Below are 16529 nucleotides of genomic sequence, written 5' to 3'. Positions count from 1 at the left end.
ATCGGGTGCTGGAAACGGGTGACCGGATTGCCCTCAATTCCCGGTTCCCTTACTGCGGTTTAGAGTAAAAATGGGAGATCCCAAAAGGGGCCTCCCGTAGACATGTTTTCGGATTCGGCTTTATACTTCAAACCGCAATGTCAAGTTTTGCAGGGCGGAAGCTGTGTCAGACAACGAGATGGCGGATGCCGAGACTTGCTCGGCCACAGCCAATTGTTCTTCCGTTGCTGCAGACACCGTTTGGGTTCCGCTGGCCGTCTGCCGGGCAAAGGAACGAATATCGTCGATCTCCTGAACAATACGACTGACTGCACCGACAACCTGCTTGACCTGTTCGCCAGCCTTCTCCATGTGCCGAGCAGCTTGCCGAGCATTGTCGGCGATCCCTGAAAAGGTTCGCCCCGCCGCTTCCACGGTCTCGACACCATGCTTCACCTCCAGGACAGCCCCCTCGACAGCAACGGCCAGGCCATTCGTATCTTGACGGATCGCCTCGGTGAGCTGGCCGATTTCTTTCGCTGATGCTGCCGATTCCTCGGCCAATTTTCGGACCGATTCAGCCACTACGGCGAATCCCCGGCCCTGCTCCCCGGCCCTGGCCGCTTCCACGGCGGCATTGAGCGCCAGCAGGTTAGTCTGTTTAGAAATCCCTTCAATGATTTCGACGATGCGGACAATTTCCTGCAAACGGTTGTTGAGTTGGTCCATGGCCTCGGTAAGATAATTCATTTTGCCCTCCACCTGGGCTATGCTGCGAACTGCTTCATCCACCGTTCCACCGCCGTCCTCGGCGTAGGCGGCGGCTTCCGTGGCCAGGGAGAATACCTGATTAACGGCTTCTTCGGCGTTTCTAATGTCCTCGGATACTTGTTCTGCGACACGTACGAGGTTTTCGGTCTCCATGAACTGTTTTTGCGCTTCTTCCGCCACGGTCTGGGCCGCCGAGGCGATTTGTTCTGCGGATTTGCCGGTTTCTTCAGCACTCGCCGTGAGCTGTTGGGAAGCGGATGCAACCAGATTCGCATTGCCGCGAACTTCTTGGATCAATTCCGTAAGGCCATTCACAGCATGATTGAAGTGTCTGGCCAACTGTCCAAACTCGTCTTTTCTCTTCTCAAAATTCAGCCGTACCGTTAAATCACCGCGACCGAGCCGCCCGACGGCATCGCTGGCCCCTTGTATTAGTGTCATCCAACTTCTGCTTAAGATCCATGCCAGCAACAGCGCCGCGGCAAGATCGACACCGACGATGAGGCCGATCACGCGCTTGATGTTATTTGCGGCGGCCTGAAACTCGTCTTTGTAGGCTGTGGTCATAAAAATCCAATCCCAAGGGGCAAAGTATTGCACATACGCGATCTTCGGATAAGCCTGGGATTCCCCCGGATTCTGCCACAGATACTCGAGTTCTCCGTTCTTCATTTCGGCCACCCGTTTGCCTAGCCCTCCCTGGGCATCCCGGATGTTGGTCCCCTCCACCTTCGGGTGCATCACCGCGTTGCCCTGGGAGTCAATGGCCGATACATACCCGGTTTTCGCGACCCGGACGCGGGCTTGGCTCAAATCTCTGCTGCCATCCGGTTGTTTCGGTCCCAACAGCAATGTTCGGAGTTGTTCCTGAGCCTGCTCTTTGGTCATGACCCCGGCATCCACGAATTTTTGCAAGGAGGCCGCCAAGTTGACCGCCCCAACGGTGGCTTGTTCAAGTTCGTTCATCCCTTCGTTTGAGAGGGCCCTCTGGGTGGCAACATATGCGATGAATCCCGACGTGGTGGTTGGAATGATCATGCACAAAATAAGGATAATCGCAAGTTTTGTTCGGAAACTGGATAAGAACATCGTTTGTACCTCCTGTGATGGCATCGGGCATGGTGTTATGAAACAAACCACACGCTGGAACTCTCGTCGCGACGCGGCAGGTATCAAACCGAGGCCTAAACTTGAAGCATCGGTGCCAATTCTTCTATGCTGAGAGGAGGAGCCCAGAGATACCCCTGCCCCATTTCTACCCCACACTTATGGATGACTTCGCGTTCTTCTGCCCGTTCAACCCCTTCGGCAATGATCTTTCCGTACCCTTTTACGAATTCAACCACACGAACAAGGGTAGTCTGCTTGAAATATGAATCATGAATATGGCCAATGATCGATTTATCCATCTTTACAAAGTCCGGTTCGAGCTCAACCAAAGTCTTCCTCGTCTTATCCAAGGTTTTACAGTCGTCAATTGCAACACGTATTCCAAGGGAGCGCAACTGCTTGACCATTTCCTTTATTTCACCCGGGTTAAACTCGACATATTCTACAATCTCAATAATAAGTTCGTCGGATTTTATCCCATGTTTATGTAGCTGATTGCACAGTTCGGTTATAAAACGCGAATCATTCAAACTTGACGCCATTACATTCACGAAAATGTTGCTTATCTTGATCTTTGAGGGGGCATTGTGGAGAGTGGAAAGAGCGGTTTCTAGAGCTTTCAAATCGGCGTCCGCCGATAGTCCCCGCTCCCACGCTGAACGAAACCACTGCTGCGGGTCGAGTGGTTTGCCGTTGAGAGATGGACATGTTAAAGCTTCAACACCGTAGATCTCTCCCGTCGAGAGGTAAACAACGGGTTGAAATTCTGAGTGGAGTTTGTATTGGTTAAAAAACTCTCTAAACCCAAAGGGGTTGGTAATTTTTTTATCTAGAGGATAATTGTACCCCCCCTCCCCCGAGAGGGGAGGAATTTATTGCCACCGGTTGAAACGTCTGTGTAAATCATCACCGTTCCCCTTTCTATAACCAGAAATATCTCTCTCGGGAGTTCTCTGATCCGTTTTTGTGTCCCACGCCGAAACCCAAATGTAGCCGTTCTGCCATATCGCGGTCTTTTTCCACCTTGTCTTTCTAGAGCCGTAGGCTATCCCGTGCCAATTCTGTAATCATGATAGAAGGGTTGTCTGCCAGAGAGATCTCCTGCCCGGATGCAAGGATTCGCACGACCGGACGCTGCATGTGGGTATCAATCCGGATGACGATTCCCGGTTCACCATTGTTCAGTTGAACCATTGTACCTGGAGGATAGGATGGGATCCTATCGACGAACGCTTTGACGACTGATTCCAGATATTTTGTCCCGGATAAGGCCATTAGCGCTTCCAACGCTTCATGCGGAGGAGTTTCTCGAAGAGATATGAGATTCTCATACATGTTAGCCGCTCCGCAGATTTGAGCATATTCATGAATGGCAGTTCCTTTCAGTCCGCGGGGATATCCCTGTCCATCCAACGTTTCATGGTGTTGAAATGAAACATGCGCGGACCATAAACTCAAATCATGGATGCTGCGCAGAATATTGAACCCCGCTTCCGGGTGTTTCGTTTTCTCCGGTGTGATGGCTTTACCGATATCATGCAGGTAAGCCCCCAGCGCCAGATCACGCAATTGCAAATCGTTATAGTTCATTGCTTTACCAACCTGCAGTGAAAGCAGGGCAACATTTACAGCATGAGCATAAGGACGAAGTTCACTGGCTATCGATGTGGATGGTACCAGTAAAACGGTTTTGCGCCGTTTGACCTCCGAAATTAACTGGCCGATGGTTTTTTGGACCGAAACGAGCGGAAGCGGCTTTCTTGCTGCGACCTGGTTGTAGACGTTCTGCAGTCCAAGTATGGCATCCATCCATGTAGGCATATCCAGCATCTCTTCAAGCGTGATTCCATTGGATTCGGCATCTTCGACAAGGAAATGGGAGATTCCCATTTCCTTCAGTTTTTCCAAATATTTTGGATGAATAGTATTGCCGGCTCCAAGCAGGATCCGTCCTTTTCTGTCGTAAACAGGCTTTGCCAATTGCATGTTGTGATGATTGTAATCAGATACCTTAATCAGCCTCACCACTGCGCCTCCTTGCCAAGTTCAAAAACCATGAAAGGGTAAACCGCGAACAAGCGATTCCGTCATGATAAGGTCCCTGGAATCACTTGCTTATCCGTTCTGTCCGGTAGGCGGGTGGACTGACACGATCCCGTCCTGATAATCTACTGCCATTCCGAAAGCCTCACCGACAAAACGCAATGGCACCAAAGTCCGCCCCCCGGACAGCTCCGGCGGTACGTCAAGGGTGATGTTCTGTCCGTTCACCGAAGCCGACGGGTCGCCGATTCGCAAGGTGACGGTCTGTTTTTCACGCCGGATGGTCACCGTACCCTGATTCCAGTTCACCGTTGCCCCGAGGGCTTCAGCGATCTGCCGGATCGGCACAAGGGTGCGGCCGTCCTGGACAACGGGAGGGACGTCAAAACTGGGTTGTAAACCGTCCACAAAGACTTGGGTCCCTGTTTTGCCAAGGGCGTTATACATCTCTCGAAGTTGCGGCAAGACGGTGGTATCGGCCGGATTGTGCTTCAACGCCTGTTCCAGAGCCTGGGCTGCTCCCTGAATATCCTGTAACTTCTTCTTTACCGCGGCGAGGGTTTTGAGGACCTGTTCATCGGCTTGACCGGAAGCGGCTGCCTGCTCCAGGGTGTTCTCCACCTCGCGGTCGGCTTCCTCGTCGGTCTTCGCCCCCTGCTGTTTTGCCCAGTTTTCCAGGTTGGCGAGTACATCCTGCTGGGCTTCTGACGATTTGCCCGGTTTTCCTTCGTGCTTCTGAAGATTGGCCTTAATGATTTGGATGGCCTGCTGGATCCCAGGCGGCTGAGATGTCCCATTCGAGTCTGGAACCGAGATGGTGAGGGTGTCGGATGAGGTTCTGTTGTTAAAATCGCCATGATGTTCACCATCATGGTGCTTTCCATCACCATGCTCGCCGTCTCCCGCGTTGCCTTCATCGTTGGAGTCCTGTTCCCCGTTGTCGGGATTGTCTTTCTGTTCTTTAGAGTTCATCGTTTGGGAACTGCTGAGGGTTTTGTTGGCATCCGCAGTTGCATCATCGGACCCCGAAGAGAGCGCTGACAATCCGCTAGACTGGCCAACACCCGATCCGCTTCCCCCTTGGAGCGGCATAATCGTTTGCGAACCATGGCGTTCGAAATTTGCCTTTCCGTACCCTGCGGCAGAAGCGACAGGAGTTGTGAACAACACAGCAAAGGACAAAACCGCCGTGACTCGTTTCCATTGACCTGTGTCCATTTTCCGTCCTCCTTCTGATCTTGGCCTCGTTGGGTTAGTTCTCATCAACTTTCGTCGATCCGGTGTTGAATTCCTGCTCCGTGTAAAGGGGCCCTGAGGCGGGTGGGAGCTTTACAAGGACACGGACCACTACTAATACCGACAATTTTTGCCCGACGGGTCGATCAAGCGGACGAAGGTGTCGAAGGGGACGGGGGGAGACCAAGGGCCATTTGTGGAAAACCATCCTGAAGAAACAGTTGCAGGTGACCCAGGAATACTTCAACAGCAAAATCTGAGCGGTTCTTTGGAGAGGGCAGCGGCCCTCCCTCTTTTTCTCCCGCTGTCCGTACAGGACGAAGGGGCGGGTGCGGCAAGAAGTGCCGCGGCCAGCGAATGCGGCCAAAGTGAGCGCAATCTTTATGAGAGGCCCGCAAGAATCGCGGTTTTCTCCAGACCACCCCTCTCTCGGGGTCCGTTCTTTTGGGATAGGCGGAAGTCCATGGTATTGACAAAAGCATAGTCATATGCCACAGTTGTTTATAAAACAAGTAGGTTTACTATACATTAAAATGAGGAGGAGTCTTCAATGTCTGAGGTGAAGAAGCTATTTGAAGCAAACCGCACATACGCATCACAATTCTCCCAAGGCCAGCTTCCCATTCCGCCGGCCAGAAAAGTTGCGGTGCTCACATGCATGGATGCCAGAATTGACCCCCTGCGGGCTCTCGGTGCAAACCTCGGGGATATTCATGTGATTCGGAATGCAGGGGGACGAGTGACAGAGGATGCCATCCGATCGCTTGTCATTTCCGAACAGTTGCTGGGTACACAAGAAATCTTGGTGCTTCATCATACGGATTGCGGGATGCTGACATTTAGGAATGAGGACCTTTACGATAAAATCTCCCAGCGTCTGGGTCCGGATTCGGCCAAAGCGGCTTCAAATATAGACTTTTTGCCGTTTACCGATTTGGAACAAAGCGTCCGAGACGACGTCGAGACACTCCGCAATTCCCCCCTTATTCCGAGTGATGTTCTAATCTATGGAGCTATCTACGATGTGCACACTGGCGAAGTTATTCAAGTTTCGTAAATGACTGCTTCTCCCGGCCGGCCAGACAGTTGCGAACCGGCTGTTCAGGGAGAGACGCGTGCCTGGATGGTTGAGTCCGTACTGATGGCGATCCCGTACCCGAACGGGGTGGATGAGTAAGGAAAGGGCTCCGGGGTTTTCCTCGGGCCGTTTTTTTCTTTCCTGCCAGGCAAGTTTTGTGCCAGCCTGTTCTCGCCAGGCCGTACCGGTGACCCGGCTCCTTCTGCGTTCCCGTTCAAATCTGGGATATTTTCATCACGGAATGGTTGGTGTATGCTTGGAGCAGGGGGTCGATTGCGTACTTGGCTGGGGCGGTATGCGGGCCGGGTAAGAATAGGGAGGGGAACACATGGGTTTGTTTGATGCGCTCATGGGAAATGCCTCGGAGATCAGCGTGGCCGAGGTGAACCGGGAATTTGCCGCCATCATGGCGCCGGAGGAACGGGTGGAAAAGGCGTACAAACTCATCCGTGATTTATTGATTTTCACGAATAGACGATTGATTCTGGTGGATAAGCAGGGAGTCACGGGAAAAAAGGTGGAGGTCCACTCGATTCCCTACAGGAGCATTACCCACTTCAGCGTGGAGACGGCGGGGAATTTTGACCTGGAATCGGAGTTGAAAATCTGGGTGTCGGGGAAGGCCGAGCCCTTTGAGAAGACCTTTTCAAAGGGATTAAATATCTATGAGGTGCAAAGTGTGCTGGCTTCTTATGTGCTGAAGTAGTGGAACCGGCCCGTTCCCCCGTCGGCAAGGACTGCAACAGTGGAGCAACCGTTCCAACAGCTGCCTATAGCTGCCATGGGGATTCGCCAAATATCCGACCGTGACATTGTGCGTATTCCGATGCATTTGGACACCTAATCCGATAACTCTTGGACACTCAGTCCAATAACTTTTGGACACTCGTTCCGATAAGTCTTGGACAGGCAGATTGCCCACCGTGCAACTATTGCTTATTTAACAGTTTTCTCGGCCTGTGGCAAGCCATTTCTTAATTTTCGCATGGATCCCCCCTTCAGCAGGAGCTTGTGGGCGTTGTGGACGAGGCGGTCGAGCACAGCGTCTGCGACGGTGGGGTCAGCAAACGTGCCGTACCACGCCTCTATCGGCAGCTGGCTTGCCACACACGTCGAATGGTTCGATGTTCGGTCGTCCAGAATGTCGAGCAGCTCCCTTCCCTCTGGCGTGCTCATCGGTGCCAGTCCCCAGTCGTCCAGAATGAGAAGGTGTGCGCTGGCCAGTTGCCGCGCAAGACGTGAGTAGCTCCCGTCTGCCTTGGCTACGGCGATGTCTTGGAGCAGTCTGGATAGCCTATAGTATCGTACGCGGTATCCCTGACGGCAGACTGCTGTTCACCTTTGTTCGGCTTTTTTCTTACCAGTTCCGAAATGGTGTACGTATCCAGCAGGTACCTCACCATTCAACCTCCCGGGGGGCGTCGCCCTTACGCTCCATATCCAAATCCACGTCGACAAGCGGAGAGTTCCTGAAAAATTCCACCAGATTGGTCTTCGGCTGCGTGAGTCGCTCATACTCCTCCACAGACAGGACCACGACCGCCGGTTTGCCGCGGACGGTGATCGTCTGGGGCTCGCTGCGCACCGCTTTCTGGATGAGCTCACTCAGCCGATTTTTGGCTTCTTGCAATTGCCACACGTTTCCCACCGCAACTCACCCCGTCTCTATCCAGACTGTCTAGGCGTCGTATATGCCGGTTCCGCGTTCCTGTCATCATGGTATCTTCGGATCGGACGTTTTCAACCCAAGACCATGGAAAGAAAAGGCGGGGGGAAGCCTGTCCGGCCCGGGGACGGCCGGTGAACTGTGGCGCTTTCGGGCTGAGCCGTTTCAGGACCGAGCGCGGCTACTGGCTGATGTGCTGAGAGGACCAAGGCAGGGCCCGGAAAGAGCCGGGCCCCGTAGCCGGACAAAAGCAGGTACATGGGGGAATGTATGCTACCTCGTTTCAAAGCCAAAGGCGGCGGCGCCCTGCACCGCGTCCATCATTTGCTGCAAACCGCCCAGCCACTGGCCGGGAAACACCCCGATCAACAAGGTCAATCCTGCGGCGATCACCACCAGGGCGCCCACGGGCCAGGAAACCCGAAGCGGGGGCAACTCCTCCTCGGACCGGGTCCAGGCGTGGCGCAGGAGGTGGAAGTAATAGGCGTAGGAGACGACGGTGGTGGCGATCAACACAAACCCGAGCCACCCCTTGCCTCCGGCCAATGCCCCGGTGAGCACGTACCATTTGGCAAAAAAACCGGCGGTGAGCGGCATTCCGGCCAGGGAGAGCACGAGGATCGTCAGGGCGGCGGTGAGCAAGGGCGAGCGCCGGGACAGGCCGTTCAGGGCCGCCATATCGGTACTCCCCTGGGCCCGGGCCACCTGGTCGAGCACCGCGAAAACGCCGACATTCATAAACAGATAGGCCCACAGATAAAAGGCCAGTTGCTGAAAAGTCATGGCGTTGAACGCGGCGAGGGGAATCAGCAGATATCCCGCGTGGGCGATGCTCGAATAGGCGAGCAGCCGTTTCGTATTTTTCTGCCGCAGGGCGATCACGTTCCCCGCGACCATTGAGGCGGCGGCCAAGATGGCCAGCATGGTGCTCATCTCTCGCCAAGAGGGAGAACCGGGACCGCCCGGCGCCGCGAGGACCCCTTCCAAGATCCGCGCCAGGGCCGCAAATCCCGCCGTTTTGGAGACCGCCGCGAGAAAAGTCGTCACTGCGATCGGCGCCCCTTGGTAGACGTCCGGTGCCCACATATAAAAAGGAAGGCTTACAATTTTGAACGACAGGGCGGCCAGCACGAACATGAACCCCACCATGAGCAGGGGTCCGGCGAACTCCCCCGGCGCCGGGGCGGCCAGGCGGCGCCCGATCTCGCCAAGATCGGTGCCGCCCGTCCATCCCACAAGGTATGAGGCGCCGAAGAGGAAGACCGCCGTCGCCGTGGCGCCGCTCAAAATATATTTCATCGCCCCCTCGGCAGAGGCGCGGTTCCCCTTTCTCATCCCCACTAATACATAGGAAGCGATCGATAGAGTCTCCAAGCCCACAAAAAGGAGCACGAGGTCCGTGGCCCCAGCCAGGATCATTCCGCCTAGGGCAGCAAACAAGAAGAGCGAGGCGTACTCCGGGCGCCGTTCTGGGGGCACGCCCGGAGAGCGGCGGGCTAGGACCAGCAGCATCAAAGTCCCCACCAAAACCAGCGCCTGAAACAGCAAGGTAAAACCGTCGACCCGATAGGCTCCGGCAAAGGTCTCGGGGTGCGAAGTGGTGCCGAAGCGTAGCCACAAGCTGAGCAAGACTGTAAGCAGTGCCGATTCAAAAGCGACCTGGCGCAGGACCAAAGCGGCCATTGCGCCGAGCAAAACGACCGTCTCCGGCCATAGCATGGACCAGGGCAGAGACCAAAGATTGGCTGTCGGCATCACTGCACCTCCTCTCGTGATTCAGGATGAACCTGTTGTGTCCGCTCCCGCACGCCTCCGGCCTAGGCCAGGCGAAGCCACACATAGGCCAGGATCAGCGCGCCCAGCACGAAAAGGGCGCCGGCGTTGTACCCCTGAACCTGCCCATTTTCCAGGCGGGACAGCGCCCTGCCCAGTCCCCGGGCGATCCCGGCGGCGAGGTGCACGAGGCCCTCCAAAAGGTATCGCTCCACCTGTGCGGCCGCCTGCCCCAGAAACCGGTATAGCCCGAGGAGGAGCCGCTCGTAGAGGGCATCGATAAACAGCCGGTGGTTCAGGGGCATCGCCCAGGCGCTGGCTGCGGCCACCTCCCGCCGGGCCTGCCACCGGCCCATTCGGCTCGGCCTGAACCAAAAATAGACCAGCAGAAGGGCCAACAGTCCCACTGCGACAACCACCGGGCTGATCCACCCCGGACTCGGCCGGACCGGGTCCGGGAAATCGCCGGACACCCAGCGGCTGATCACCGGCGCTTGCGGCGTCTCCAAAGCGCCGGCCGTCAGCGCCAAAAGAGCCAGCAATGCCACGGGTACGGCCATCGACACGGGCAGCCGCACCGCCGGAGCCCACCGCCCCGGCTGCCGAACCGGCCGCTGGGCGACAAAGACGAGCATAAAGGCCCTTCCCATGTACAGGGCCGTCAGGGCTACGGTCGCCACCGCCAGCACAAACAATCCGAGATTGTGGCCGTAAACATGGGCGAGGATGGCCTCCTTGGAAAAGTATCCCGAGAGGGGCGGCAGTCCGATCAGTGCGAGCATGCCGATCAAGAAAGACCACCCGACAAAGGGCGCCTTTTTCCACAGCCCCCCCATCGCCCGCATATCGTAGGTGCCGACAATGGGATACAGACTCCCGGCCGCCAAAAACAACAGCGCTTTAAAGAACGCATGGGTGGTCAAATGAAACAGTGCCGCCCCGTAGCCCCCCACCCCCAAGGCGAGCATCATATAGCCCAACTGGCTCACCGTCGAGTAGGCGAGAACCCGCTTGAGATCATCCTGAACCAGGGCCAGGACAGCCGCCAAAAATGCCGTCGCGGCTCCCACCACGGCCACCACTCCCATCACCTCGGGTGCCGCAGAAAACAGCGGATAGGCCCGGGCAACCAAAAATACCCCCGCCGCCACCATGGTGGCCGCGTGGATCAGGGCGGAAACCGGGGTCGGCCCCTCCATGGCGTCGGGCAGCCACACATGAAGTGGAAACTGCCCGGACTTGCCCGCCGCGGCGACAAAGATCAAACTGGCGAGGGTCGCCGCCTGCACCGGGGCTAGAACCCCGCTTTCGAGGTGGGCAGACAGATCCGACCACGCCAAGCTGCCCGTGGTCTGAAAGGCGTACAGCATGGCCACAAACAGGCCCACATCCCCGAGCCGCGTCACGAAAAACGCTTTCTGGGCCGCCCGCCGGGCTTCGGGCCGGGCGTAGTAAAATCCGATCAACAGAAAGGAGGTGACGCCGACGAGTTCCCAAAAGATAAACACCGACAGCAGGTCCCTGGCCATCACCAGCCCGAGCATCGAAAACATAAACAGGCTCAAATGCTGGTAGAAGGACGAAAACCGCCGCTCGCCCTTCATATAGCCGTAACTGTAGACATGAACGAGAAAACCGACCAACGTCACGATGAGAATCATCAGAGCGCTGAGAGGGGTCACCTCAAACGCCAGGCTCAGGGTGACATCCCCCACCGACAGCCATCTCATCGGGACCGACTCCACGGTGCCGCCGGTGAACACCCGCTGGGCGAGGGCGAGGGAGACGCAAAGCCCGGCCAGGGTCGCGGCACTGCCAAGCCATGCGCTTCCCCGGTTCAGCTTACGGCCGAACAGGACCAGGAGCCCGTAAGAAGCAGCGGGGAAAGCGATTACCCACCACGGCCACCATTCCGGATAAACCACGTCTTCCACCCCCGTCATCAGAACCTCGGGTCCCCGTCAGGGCCCATCTTTTAATGAATCGAACGTGTCGACCTCCACCGACTCCCGCAGGCGATAGAGGGCAATCAGGATGGCCACCCCGACCGCGACTTCGGCGGCGGCGATGGCGATGTTAAACAGAGCGAACAATTGGCTGGCGGCGTTCCCGGAGAGGGCTTCAGCCGCTGGCGAACCCCCTCCGTGCAAAAACGAACCCAAAGCCGCAAGATTGAGGTTTGCGGCCCCCAGCATCAGTTCAATCGAGAGCAGCACGATGACCGTGTTGCGCCTGGTGAGCGCTCCGTACAGGCCCAGGGCGAATAAAAGGGCCGCCAGGAGCAAATAGTCTTGGAGTCCAATCATCGACGATCACCGACTTTCCCCATCTCCTCCTTGGCCATCACGATCGCCCCGACCAGGGCGACCAGGAGCAAAACCCCGAGAAGTTCAAAGGACAGCAAGTAACGCGGCGAAAACAGGGCTTCGGCCATCTTCATCGGCCCGATGACCTCGGTGGCTTGCCCGACCGCGGCCGGCGTGTCCAGGATGACCCAGGCGAGCAGTGCGAACAACCCCAGGGGCACCGCCAACCGGAACCCCCGCTTGAAACCGGTGGCGCCGACGGCGGGCCCCGCCGGCTCATGGCGGGTCAACATAATGCTGAACACCGCCAAAATGGTGATCGCCCCGGTGTAGACGATAAGCTGAGCGACGAACAAAAATTCCGCGCCCAGCACCGCGAACAACCCCGCCAGGCTCAAAAAGGACAGGGCGATGGAGAGGACCATGTGCACGATCCGCTTCGAACGAAACATCAAGAAGGCGCCTGCGAAGGCTATCCCCGCCAGGAGAAAAAAGGCGATTACGTTTTGCGCCACGGCAGATTCACCTCCCGGGCCTCGGCGGGATTTTCTGTGAGCCAGGTCATATCTTTCTGCAGGGCATCCCGGGTGTATTCCGCCAATTCAAACCGGTTGGTCATCACGATGGCCTCGGTGGGACACACCTCGGTACACAGATCGCACAGAATGCAGGTGTCGAAGTGAATCTCGAAAGCTTCCAGCACTTTCCCTTTTTTGGCCGGGTCGGGATGGGGCTTGCCCCGGATCGTGATGCACTGGGTGGGGCAAACCATGGCACACTGATTGCAGACAATACATTTCTCCGGATACAATTTTTGAATCCCGCGAAAACGGTTCGGGAAGGTGTACGTCTCATCGGGATAGCGAGTCGTGACCTTCGGCCGGATCATCTCTTTCAGGGTCACGGTCAAACCTTTCAGCACACCGCCGCCAAACATCGCACTCACCTCTGCTTGGGTTGGGATCGCCGATTTTCTCGCCCCAGGTCACCCAGGGTTTCTCCCGTCTCAGGCCACCCAGATCGTTTTTAAACCGACGGTCAGGGCCAGGTTCACCAGGGACAGGGGTAACAGCACCTTCCAGGACATGGTCATCAACAGATCGATGCGCATCCGGGGCAGGGTTGCCTGGAGCCAAAAGGGGACAAAGGCGAAAAACAGGGCTTTGAGCAAGAACCACACGATTCCCGGCACGAAGGCCAGGGCGGGATGGGGCGGAAGCCATCCCCCAAAGTAGAGCACCGCCGTCAAAGAGCCCATGGCAAAGAGATACAAGTACTCCCCGAGCATGAAAAATGCGAATCGAAAACCGCTGTATTCCACCTGGTACCCGGCGATGAGTTCCGATTCCGCCTCGCTGAAATCGAAGGGCGTGCGGTTGAGCTCGGCCAGGGAGGCGATAAAGAAAATCACAAACCCCAGGATCTGCGGCAGAATGAACCAGTGGCTTTGGGCCTGGGCGTCGACGATGTGCGAGAGATTGAGAGAGCCGCTCAGCAGCACCACCCCGAGGACCGCGAGCACCAGCGGAATCTCGTAACTGATCATCATCGCCGCCGCGCGCATGGCTCCAATCAATGACCATTTGTTATTCGAGGCCCAACCTCCGGTGATCACCCCGAGGGTCGATAGGCCGGCGATCCCGAAATACAACAACAGCCCTACGTTAAAATCCGAAAAGACCAGCGAGGACGTGTACGGGATGACGGCCAGGACCACGAAGGCCGGCGCAAAGGCGATGATGGGCGCGATGAAAAATAGCACCCGATCCGCTTTGTTCAGTTGAACATTTTCCTTGACCAACAGCTTGATCGTATCGGCCACGGTCTGCAGCAACCCCCAGGGCCCCACCCGGTTAGGCCCGACCCGGCTCTGCATCCAGCCGAGAAGTTTTCGCTGCACGTAGATCGAATACGTGACGAAAAAAAGACCGAACCCGAGGAGCAGGAGGCTGGCGACGATGTAGCCGAGCCACGTTTCCCACGTCGGCGGCGCATGGAGCCACTCGCGCATCGTTACGCATCGACCTCCCCCATGATGACGTCAATTCCCCCGATGATCGCAACCATGTTGGCGATGTGCTCTCCCACCAGGAGGCGGGGCAGAATCTGCAGATTGACGAAGGAGGGGCGCCGAAAATGAACCCGATACGGCTTGGGCCCGCCCTCACTGCGAATATAGACTCCGAGCTCCCCCCGGGTGGATTCCACCGAGGTGTAGACCTCCCCGGCGGGGGCCCGCAGGACCTTGGGCAGCTTCGCGATGATGTCGCCGCCTGTGGGAAATTGGGCGACCGCCTGTTTGACGATGCGCCGGGACTGTTCCATCTCCTCCATGCGCAGGCAGTAGCGCGCCCAGAGGTCGCCCTCTTCCCGGGTGGGAACATGAAAGGCGAAACGGTTGTAAATGGAATAGGGTTTCGCCCGGCGCACGTCGTAGTTCACCCCCGTCGACCGCAGATTCACGCCGGTCAGACCGTAGGCGATGGCTGTGGCGGCGTCGTATTGTCCTACCCCTTTTAGACGGGCTTGGATAATCTCATTGCCCGTGACCAAATCGTGAAACTCTTCCAGGGCTCCGGAGAAGGCGTCGAGGAAGGCGTCCACCCGTCCCAGCCAGCCCTCGTCCGGCACATCCCATTTCACCCCTCCAATCCGCATATAACTGTAGGTCATCCGGGAACCCGACAGTTCCGCCAACAACTGCAGGATTTTCTCCCGCTCCCGAAACGCGTAGAGAAAGGGCGTGATGGCCCCCAGGTCCAGCAGGTACGTGCCGAACCAGACGAGGTGGCTGGCGATGCGGTTGAGCTCCATGGCAATGACCCGCAAGTATTCGGCCCGTTCGGGCACCTCGATCTCCATGAGGGTCTCGACGGCGTGTACGTAGGCATAATTCCCGAGCATGGCGGAGACGTAGTCCATGCGATCGGTGTACGGAATGATCTGGGTGTACATCAAGTCCTCGGCCAGTTTTTCGGTGCCCCGGTGGAGATACCCGATCACCGGCGTGGCTTCGATGATCGTCTCTCCGTCGATTTTGACGATGAGGCGAAACACGCCATGGGTGCTGGGGTGCTGGGGCCCCACATTCAGCAGGAGCTCGTCGGTGCGGATCATTGTTTCACCTCCTTATCCTTCGGCACGTAGTCCTTGCGCAGCGGATGGCCCACCCAGTCCTCGGGCAAAAGAATGCGCTTGAGATTCAGGTGTCCGACGAAGAGGACGCCGAACAGGTCGTAGGCTTCTCGTTCATGCCAATCAGCCGTCGGCCAAATCTCGGTTACCGAGGGCACCCGGGGGTTATCCCGGGGCACCGTTACACTGACGGCGAGCATGTGACGATGATTGAAGGATTGCAGAAAGTAGTTGACCCGAAACTCTTCCCCCAGGTCGACGGCGTGCAGGTCGTTCAGATAATCGAAAGACCACGCCGGGGTGTTGCGCAGATACTGGGCGACCTCCAGCCATCGTTCCGGGACGACATCGAGCTTCGCCGCACCAAACATGTGATCGGCCACCCGGGCGTCCTCCAGGGTGTGGGGTCCAAAAACGGTTTCCAGTTCCCGGGCCAAGGCTTCCCCCCAGTGGTCTTGGAGGGCTTGGGGATCATAGACCATCCTCGACCACGCTCCTTCCCGTGCGGGCTTCGTAACGAATTTTTTCCTGGAGTTTGTTAATTCCGTAAATGAGAGCGACTGGGCTGGGTGGACATCCTGGGATGTACACGTCCACCGGAACGATTTGGTCCACCCCGTTGACCACGCTATAAGAGCGCACGTAAGGACCGCCCGCCGTGGCGCAACTTCCCATGGCAATCACCCAGCGCGGCTCGGCCATTTGGTCGTACAGCCTGCGGAGCAGGGGTGCCATCTTCTTGGTGACGGTGCCGGAGACGATCATCAGATCGGCCTGCCGGGGCGAAGAACGAAAGAAGACGCCGAAACGGTCCGCATCGTAATGGGCCCCGCTGGTGGCCATCATCTCGATGGCACAACAGGCCAGGCCGAAGGTGAGGGGCCACATGGAATTCGATCGCGCCCAAGCTTTGACTTTCTCCAAAGTCGTCAACACGACGTTGCGCTCAAGCTCCTTCTCCTCCAGCTGTCCGACCCCTTCGAGGGGAAACCCTTTCACTTCCATTCCAGCACCTCCTGTCGCCATGCGTAGTACAAACCGAACACCAAGATAAAGAGAAAGATCCCCACTTCCGCCAGGGCGAAGGTGCCCAGGGCGTCATAGGCGACCGCCCAGGGATACAGGAAAAGCGTCTCGACATCGAACACCACGAACAAGAGGGCGAACAAATAATATTTCACGTGGAAGCGAACCCAACTGGTGCCGACGGTGAGGTTGCCGCTTTCGTAGGTCTCGCCCTTTTCGCGATAGGCGTGGTGCGGTCGCAATAGACGGCTCAGGGAAAAGGCGACGATGGGCAGACCGACGCCGATGGCGACGAAAAGTGCGATGAGAAGCACGCTGGTGACGTAGGACTGGGACATCGCCTCATCCTCCTCTGCTGGAAAATGCGCCTCCCGGCTCCATTCCCGGGGACGGGCTCCGCCTGGAT

The 16529-nt window shown here is 57.1% G+C and carries 17 protein-coding genes and 1 pseudogene; 2 read left to right on the top strand and 16 right to left on the bottom strand.

The genetic code is table 11. The features are described from left to right. Positions 1-120: 120 nt before the first annotated feature. The 4 genes from CVV65_RS14475 to CVV65_RS14460 all read right to left on the bottom strand — a co-directional run bounded on the left by CVV65_RS14475 (position 121) and on the right by CVV65_RS14460 (position 5121). Positions 121-1839, bottom strand: a complete 1719-nt coding sequence (locus tag CVV65_RS14475) for a methyl-accepting chemotaxis protein (RefSeq protein WP_198592045.1) — start codon at positions 1837-1839, stop codon at positions 121-123. Between the two features lie 95 nt (positions 1840-1934). Next, positions 1935-2681, bottom strand: coding sequence for an EAL domain-containing protein (locus CVV65_RS14470; protein ID WP_232796797.1), 747 nt, complete (start codon positions 2679-2681; stop codon positions 1935-1937). A 211-nt stretch (positions 2682-2892) separates the two neighbouring features. Beyond that, entirely contained in the window at positions 2893-3885 is a 993-nt protein-coding gene (locus CVV65_RS14465; RefSeq protein ID WP_100668730.1) for an HD-GYP domain-containing protein, read from the bottom strand. Between the two features lie 90 nt (positions 3886-3975). Beyond that, complete coding sequence (locus tag CVV65_RS14460) at positions 3976-5121, bottom strand: copper amine oxidase N-terminal domain-containing protein (protein ID WP_100668729.1); 1146 nt, start codon at positions 5119-5121, stop codon at positions 3976-3978. Positions 5122-5689: 568 nt separating this feature from the next. Here CVV65_RS14460 and CVV65_RS14455 point away from each other — a divergent pair. Together CVV65_RS14455 and CVV65_RS14450 are read left to right on the top strand one after the other, a co-directional pair. After that, positions 5690-6196 carry a beta-class carbonic anhydrase gene (locus tag CVV65_RS14455; protein WP_100668728.1) on the top strand — a complete coding sequence of 169 codons (507 nt, stop codon included), beginning with the start codon at positions 5690-5692 and terminating at the stop codon, positions 6194-6196. A gap of 349 nt (positions 6197-6545) precedes the next feature. After that, on the top strand, positions 6546-6923 hold the full coding sequence (locus tag CVV65_RS14450; protein WP_100668727.1) for a PH domain-containing protein: 378 nt from the start codon (positions 6546-6548) through the stop codon (positions 6921-6923). A 230-nt stretch (positions 6924-7153) separates the two neighbouring features. On the opposite strand, the pseudogene CVV65_RS14445 reads toward CVV65_RS14450, so the two are convergent. From CVV65_RS14445 to ndhC, 12 genes and pseudogenes are all read right to left on the bottom strand, one after another. Further along, positions 7154-7534 (bottom strand): annotated as a pseudogene (locus tag CVV65_RS14445) (ATP-binding protein); the annotation flags it as partial. Positions 7535-7613: 79 nt separating this feature from the next. Next, positions 7614-7865 (bottom strand): type II toxin-antitoxin system Phd/YefM family antitoxin, encoded by a 252-nt coding sequence (locus tag CVV65_RS14440; protein WP_100668725.1) that lies wholly within the window; start codon positions 7863-7865, stop codon positions 7614-7616. 291 nt (positions 7866-8156) lie between these two features. Further along, entirely contained in the window at positions 8157-9638 is a 1482-nt protein-coding gene (locus tag CVV65_RS14435; protein WP_100668724.1) for an NADH-quinone oxidoreductase subunit N, read from the bottom strand. Positions 9639-9700: 62 nt separating this feature from the next. Further along, a complete protein-coding gene (nuoL, locus tag CVV65_RS14430; protein WP_100668723.1) occupies positions 9701-11599 on the bottom strand; it encodes an NADH-quinone oxidoreductase subunit L in 1899 nt (632 codons plus the stop codon). Between the two features lie 18 nt (positions 11600-11617). Next, positions 11618-11962, bottom strand: a complete 345-nt coding sequence (gene nuoK, locus CVV65_RS14425) for an NADH-quinone oxidoreductase subunit NuoK (protein ID WP_100668722.1) — start codon at positions 11960-11962, stop codon at positions 11618-11620. Beyond that, positions 11959-12477, bottom strand: coding sequence for an NADH-quinone oxidoreductase subunit J family protein (locus CVV65_RS14420; protein ID WP_232796637.1), 519 nt, complete (start codon positions 12475-12477; stop codon positions 11959-11961). The genes nuoK and CVV65_RS14420 overlap by 4 nt, the downstream gene beginning before the upstream one ends. Next, positions 12462-12899: an NADH-quinone oxidoreductase subunit NuoI gene (nuoI, locus tag CVV65_RS14415; RefSeq protein WP_100668721.1), complete on the bottom strand. Its 438-nt coding sequence runs from the start codon at positions 12897-12899 to the stop codon at positions 12462-12464. Before nuoI ends, CVV65_RS14420 begins: the two co-directional genes overlap by 16 nt. A 69-nt stretch (positions 12900-12968) precedes the next feature. After that, positions 12969-13973: an NADH-quinone oxidoreductase subunit NuoH gene (nuoH, locus tag CVV65_RS14410; protein ID WP_100668720.1), complete on the bottom strand. Its 1005-nt coding sequence runs from the start codon at positions 13971-13973 to the stop codon at positions 12969-12971. Between the two features lie 2 nt (positions 13974-13975). Next, complete coding sequence (locus tag CVV65_RS14405) at positions 13976-15079, bottom strand: NADH-quinone oxidoreductase subunit D (protein ID WP_100668719.1); 1104 nt, start codon at positions 15077-15079, stop codon at positions 13976-13978. After that, the gene (locus tag CVV65_RS14400; RefSeq protein ID WP_100668718.1) at positions 15076-15579 is read right to left on the bottom strand and encodes an NADH-quinone oxidoreductase subunit C; all 504 of its coding nucleotides are present in this window, start codon (positions 15577-15579) and stop codon (positions 15076-15078) included. Before CVV65_RS14400 ends, CVV65_RS14405 begins: the two co-directional genes overlap by 4 nt. Continuing rightward, a complete protein-coding gene (locus CVV65_RS14395; protein ID WP_100668717.1) occupies positions 15569-16102 on the bottom strand; it encodes a NuoB/complex I 20 kDa subunit family protein in 534 nt (177 codons plus the stop codon). Before CVV65_RS14395 ends, CVV65_RS14400 begins: the two co-directional genes overlap by 11 nt. After that, the gene (gene ndhC, locus CVV65_RS14390) at positions 16093-16461 is read right to left on the bottom strand and encodes an NADH-quinone oxidoreductase subunit A (RefSeq protein ID WP_013076796.1); all 369 of its coding nucleotides are present in this window, start codon (positions 16459-16461) and stop codon (positions 16093-16095) included. The genes CVV65_RS14395 and ndhC overlap by 10 nt, the downstream gene beginning before the upstream one ends. Between the last annotated feature and the right edge of the window lie 68 nt (positions 16462-16529).

The sequence above is a fragment of the Kyrpidia spormannii genome, from assembly GCF_002804065.1.
In the GTDB taxonomy this organism is placed as follows: domain Bacteria; phylum Bacillota; class Bacilli; order Kyrpidiales; family Kyrpidiaceae; genus Kyrpidia; species Kyrpidia spormannii.
The sequence above is the reverse complement of the archived record's forward strand: the minus strand, read 5'-3'. Positions and strand labels throughout refer to the sequence as shown.

Coding starts and splice junctions, on each gene's coding strand:
- CVV65_RS14475 (WP_198592045.1), bottom strand. CDS start 1,839: ATGTTCTTATCCAGTTTCCGAACAAAACTTGCGATTATCCTTATTTTG.
- CVV65_RS14460 (WP_100668729.1), bottom strand. CDS start 5,121: ATGGACACAGGTCAATGGAAACGAGTCACGGCGGTTTTGTCCTTTGCT.
- CVV65_RS14455 (WP_100668728.1), top strand. CDS start 5,690: ATGTCTGAGGTGAAGAAGCTATTTGAAGCAAACCGCACATACGCATCA.
- CVV65_RS14450 (WP_100668727.1), top strand. CDS start 6,546: ATGGGTTTGTTTGATGCGCTCATGGGAAATGCCTCGGAGATCAGCGTG.
- CVV65_RS14435 (WP_100668724.1), bottom strand. CDS start 9,638: ATGCCGACAGCCAATCTTTGGTCTCTGCCCTGGTCCATGCTATGGCCG.
- nuoL (WP_100668723.1), bottom strand. CDS start 11,599: ATGACGGGGGTGGAAGACGTGGTTTATCCGGAATGGTGGCCGTGGTGG.
- nuoK (WP_100668722.1), bottom strand. CDS start 11,962: ATGATTGGACTCCAAGACTATTTGCTCCTGGCGGCCCTTTTATTCGCC.
- nuoI (WP_100668721.1), bottom strand. CDS start 12,899: ATGTTTGGCGGCGGTGTGCTGAAAGGTTTGACCGTGACCCTGAAAGAG.
- nuoH (WP_100668720.1), bottom strand. CDS start 13,973: ATGCGCGAGTGGCTCCATGCGCCGCCGACGTGGGAAACGTGGCTCGGC.
- CVV65_RS14405 (WP_100668719.1), bottom strand. CDS start 15,079: ATGATCCGCACCGACGAGCTCCTGCTGAATGTGGGGCCCCAGCACCCC.
- CVV65_RS14400 (WP_100668718.1), bottom strand. CDS start 15,579: ATGGTCTATGATCCCCAAGCCCTCCAAGACCACTGGGGGGAAGCCTTG.
- CVV65_RS14395 (WP_100668717.1), bottom strand. CDS start 16,102: ATGGAAGTGAAAGGGTTTCCCCTCGAAGGGGTCGGACAGCTGGAGGAG.
- ndhC (WP_013076796.1), bottom strand. CDS start 16,461: ATGTCCCAGTCCTACGTCACCAGCGTGCTTCTCATCGCACTTTTCGTC.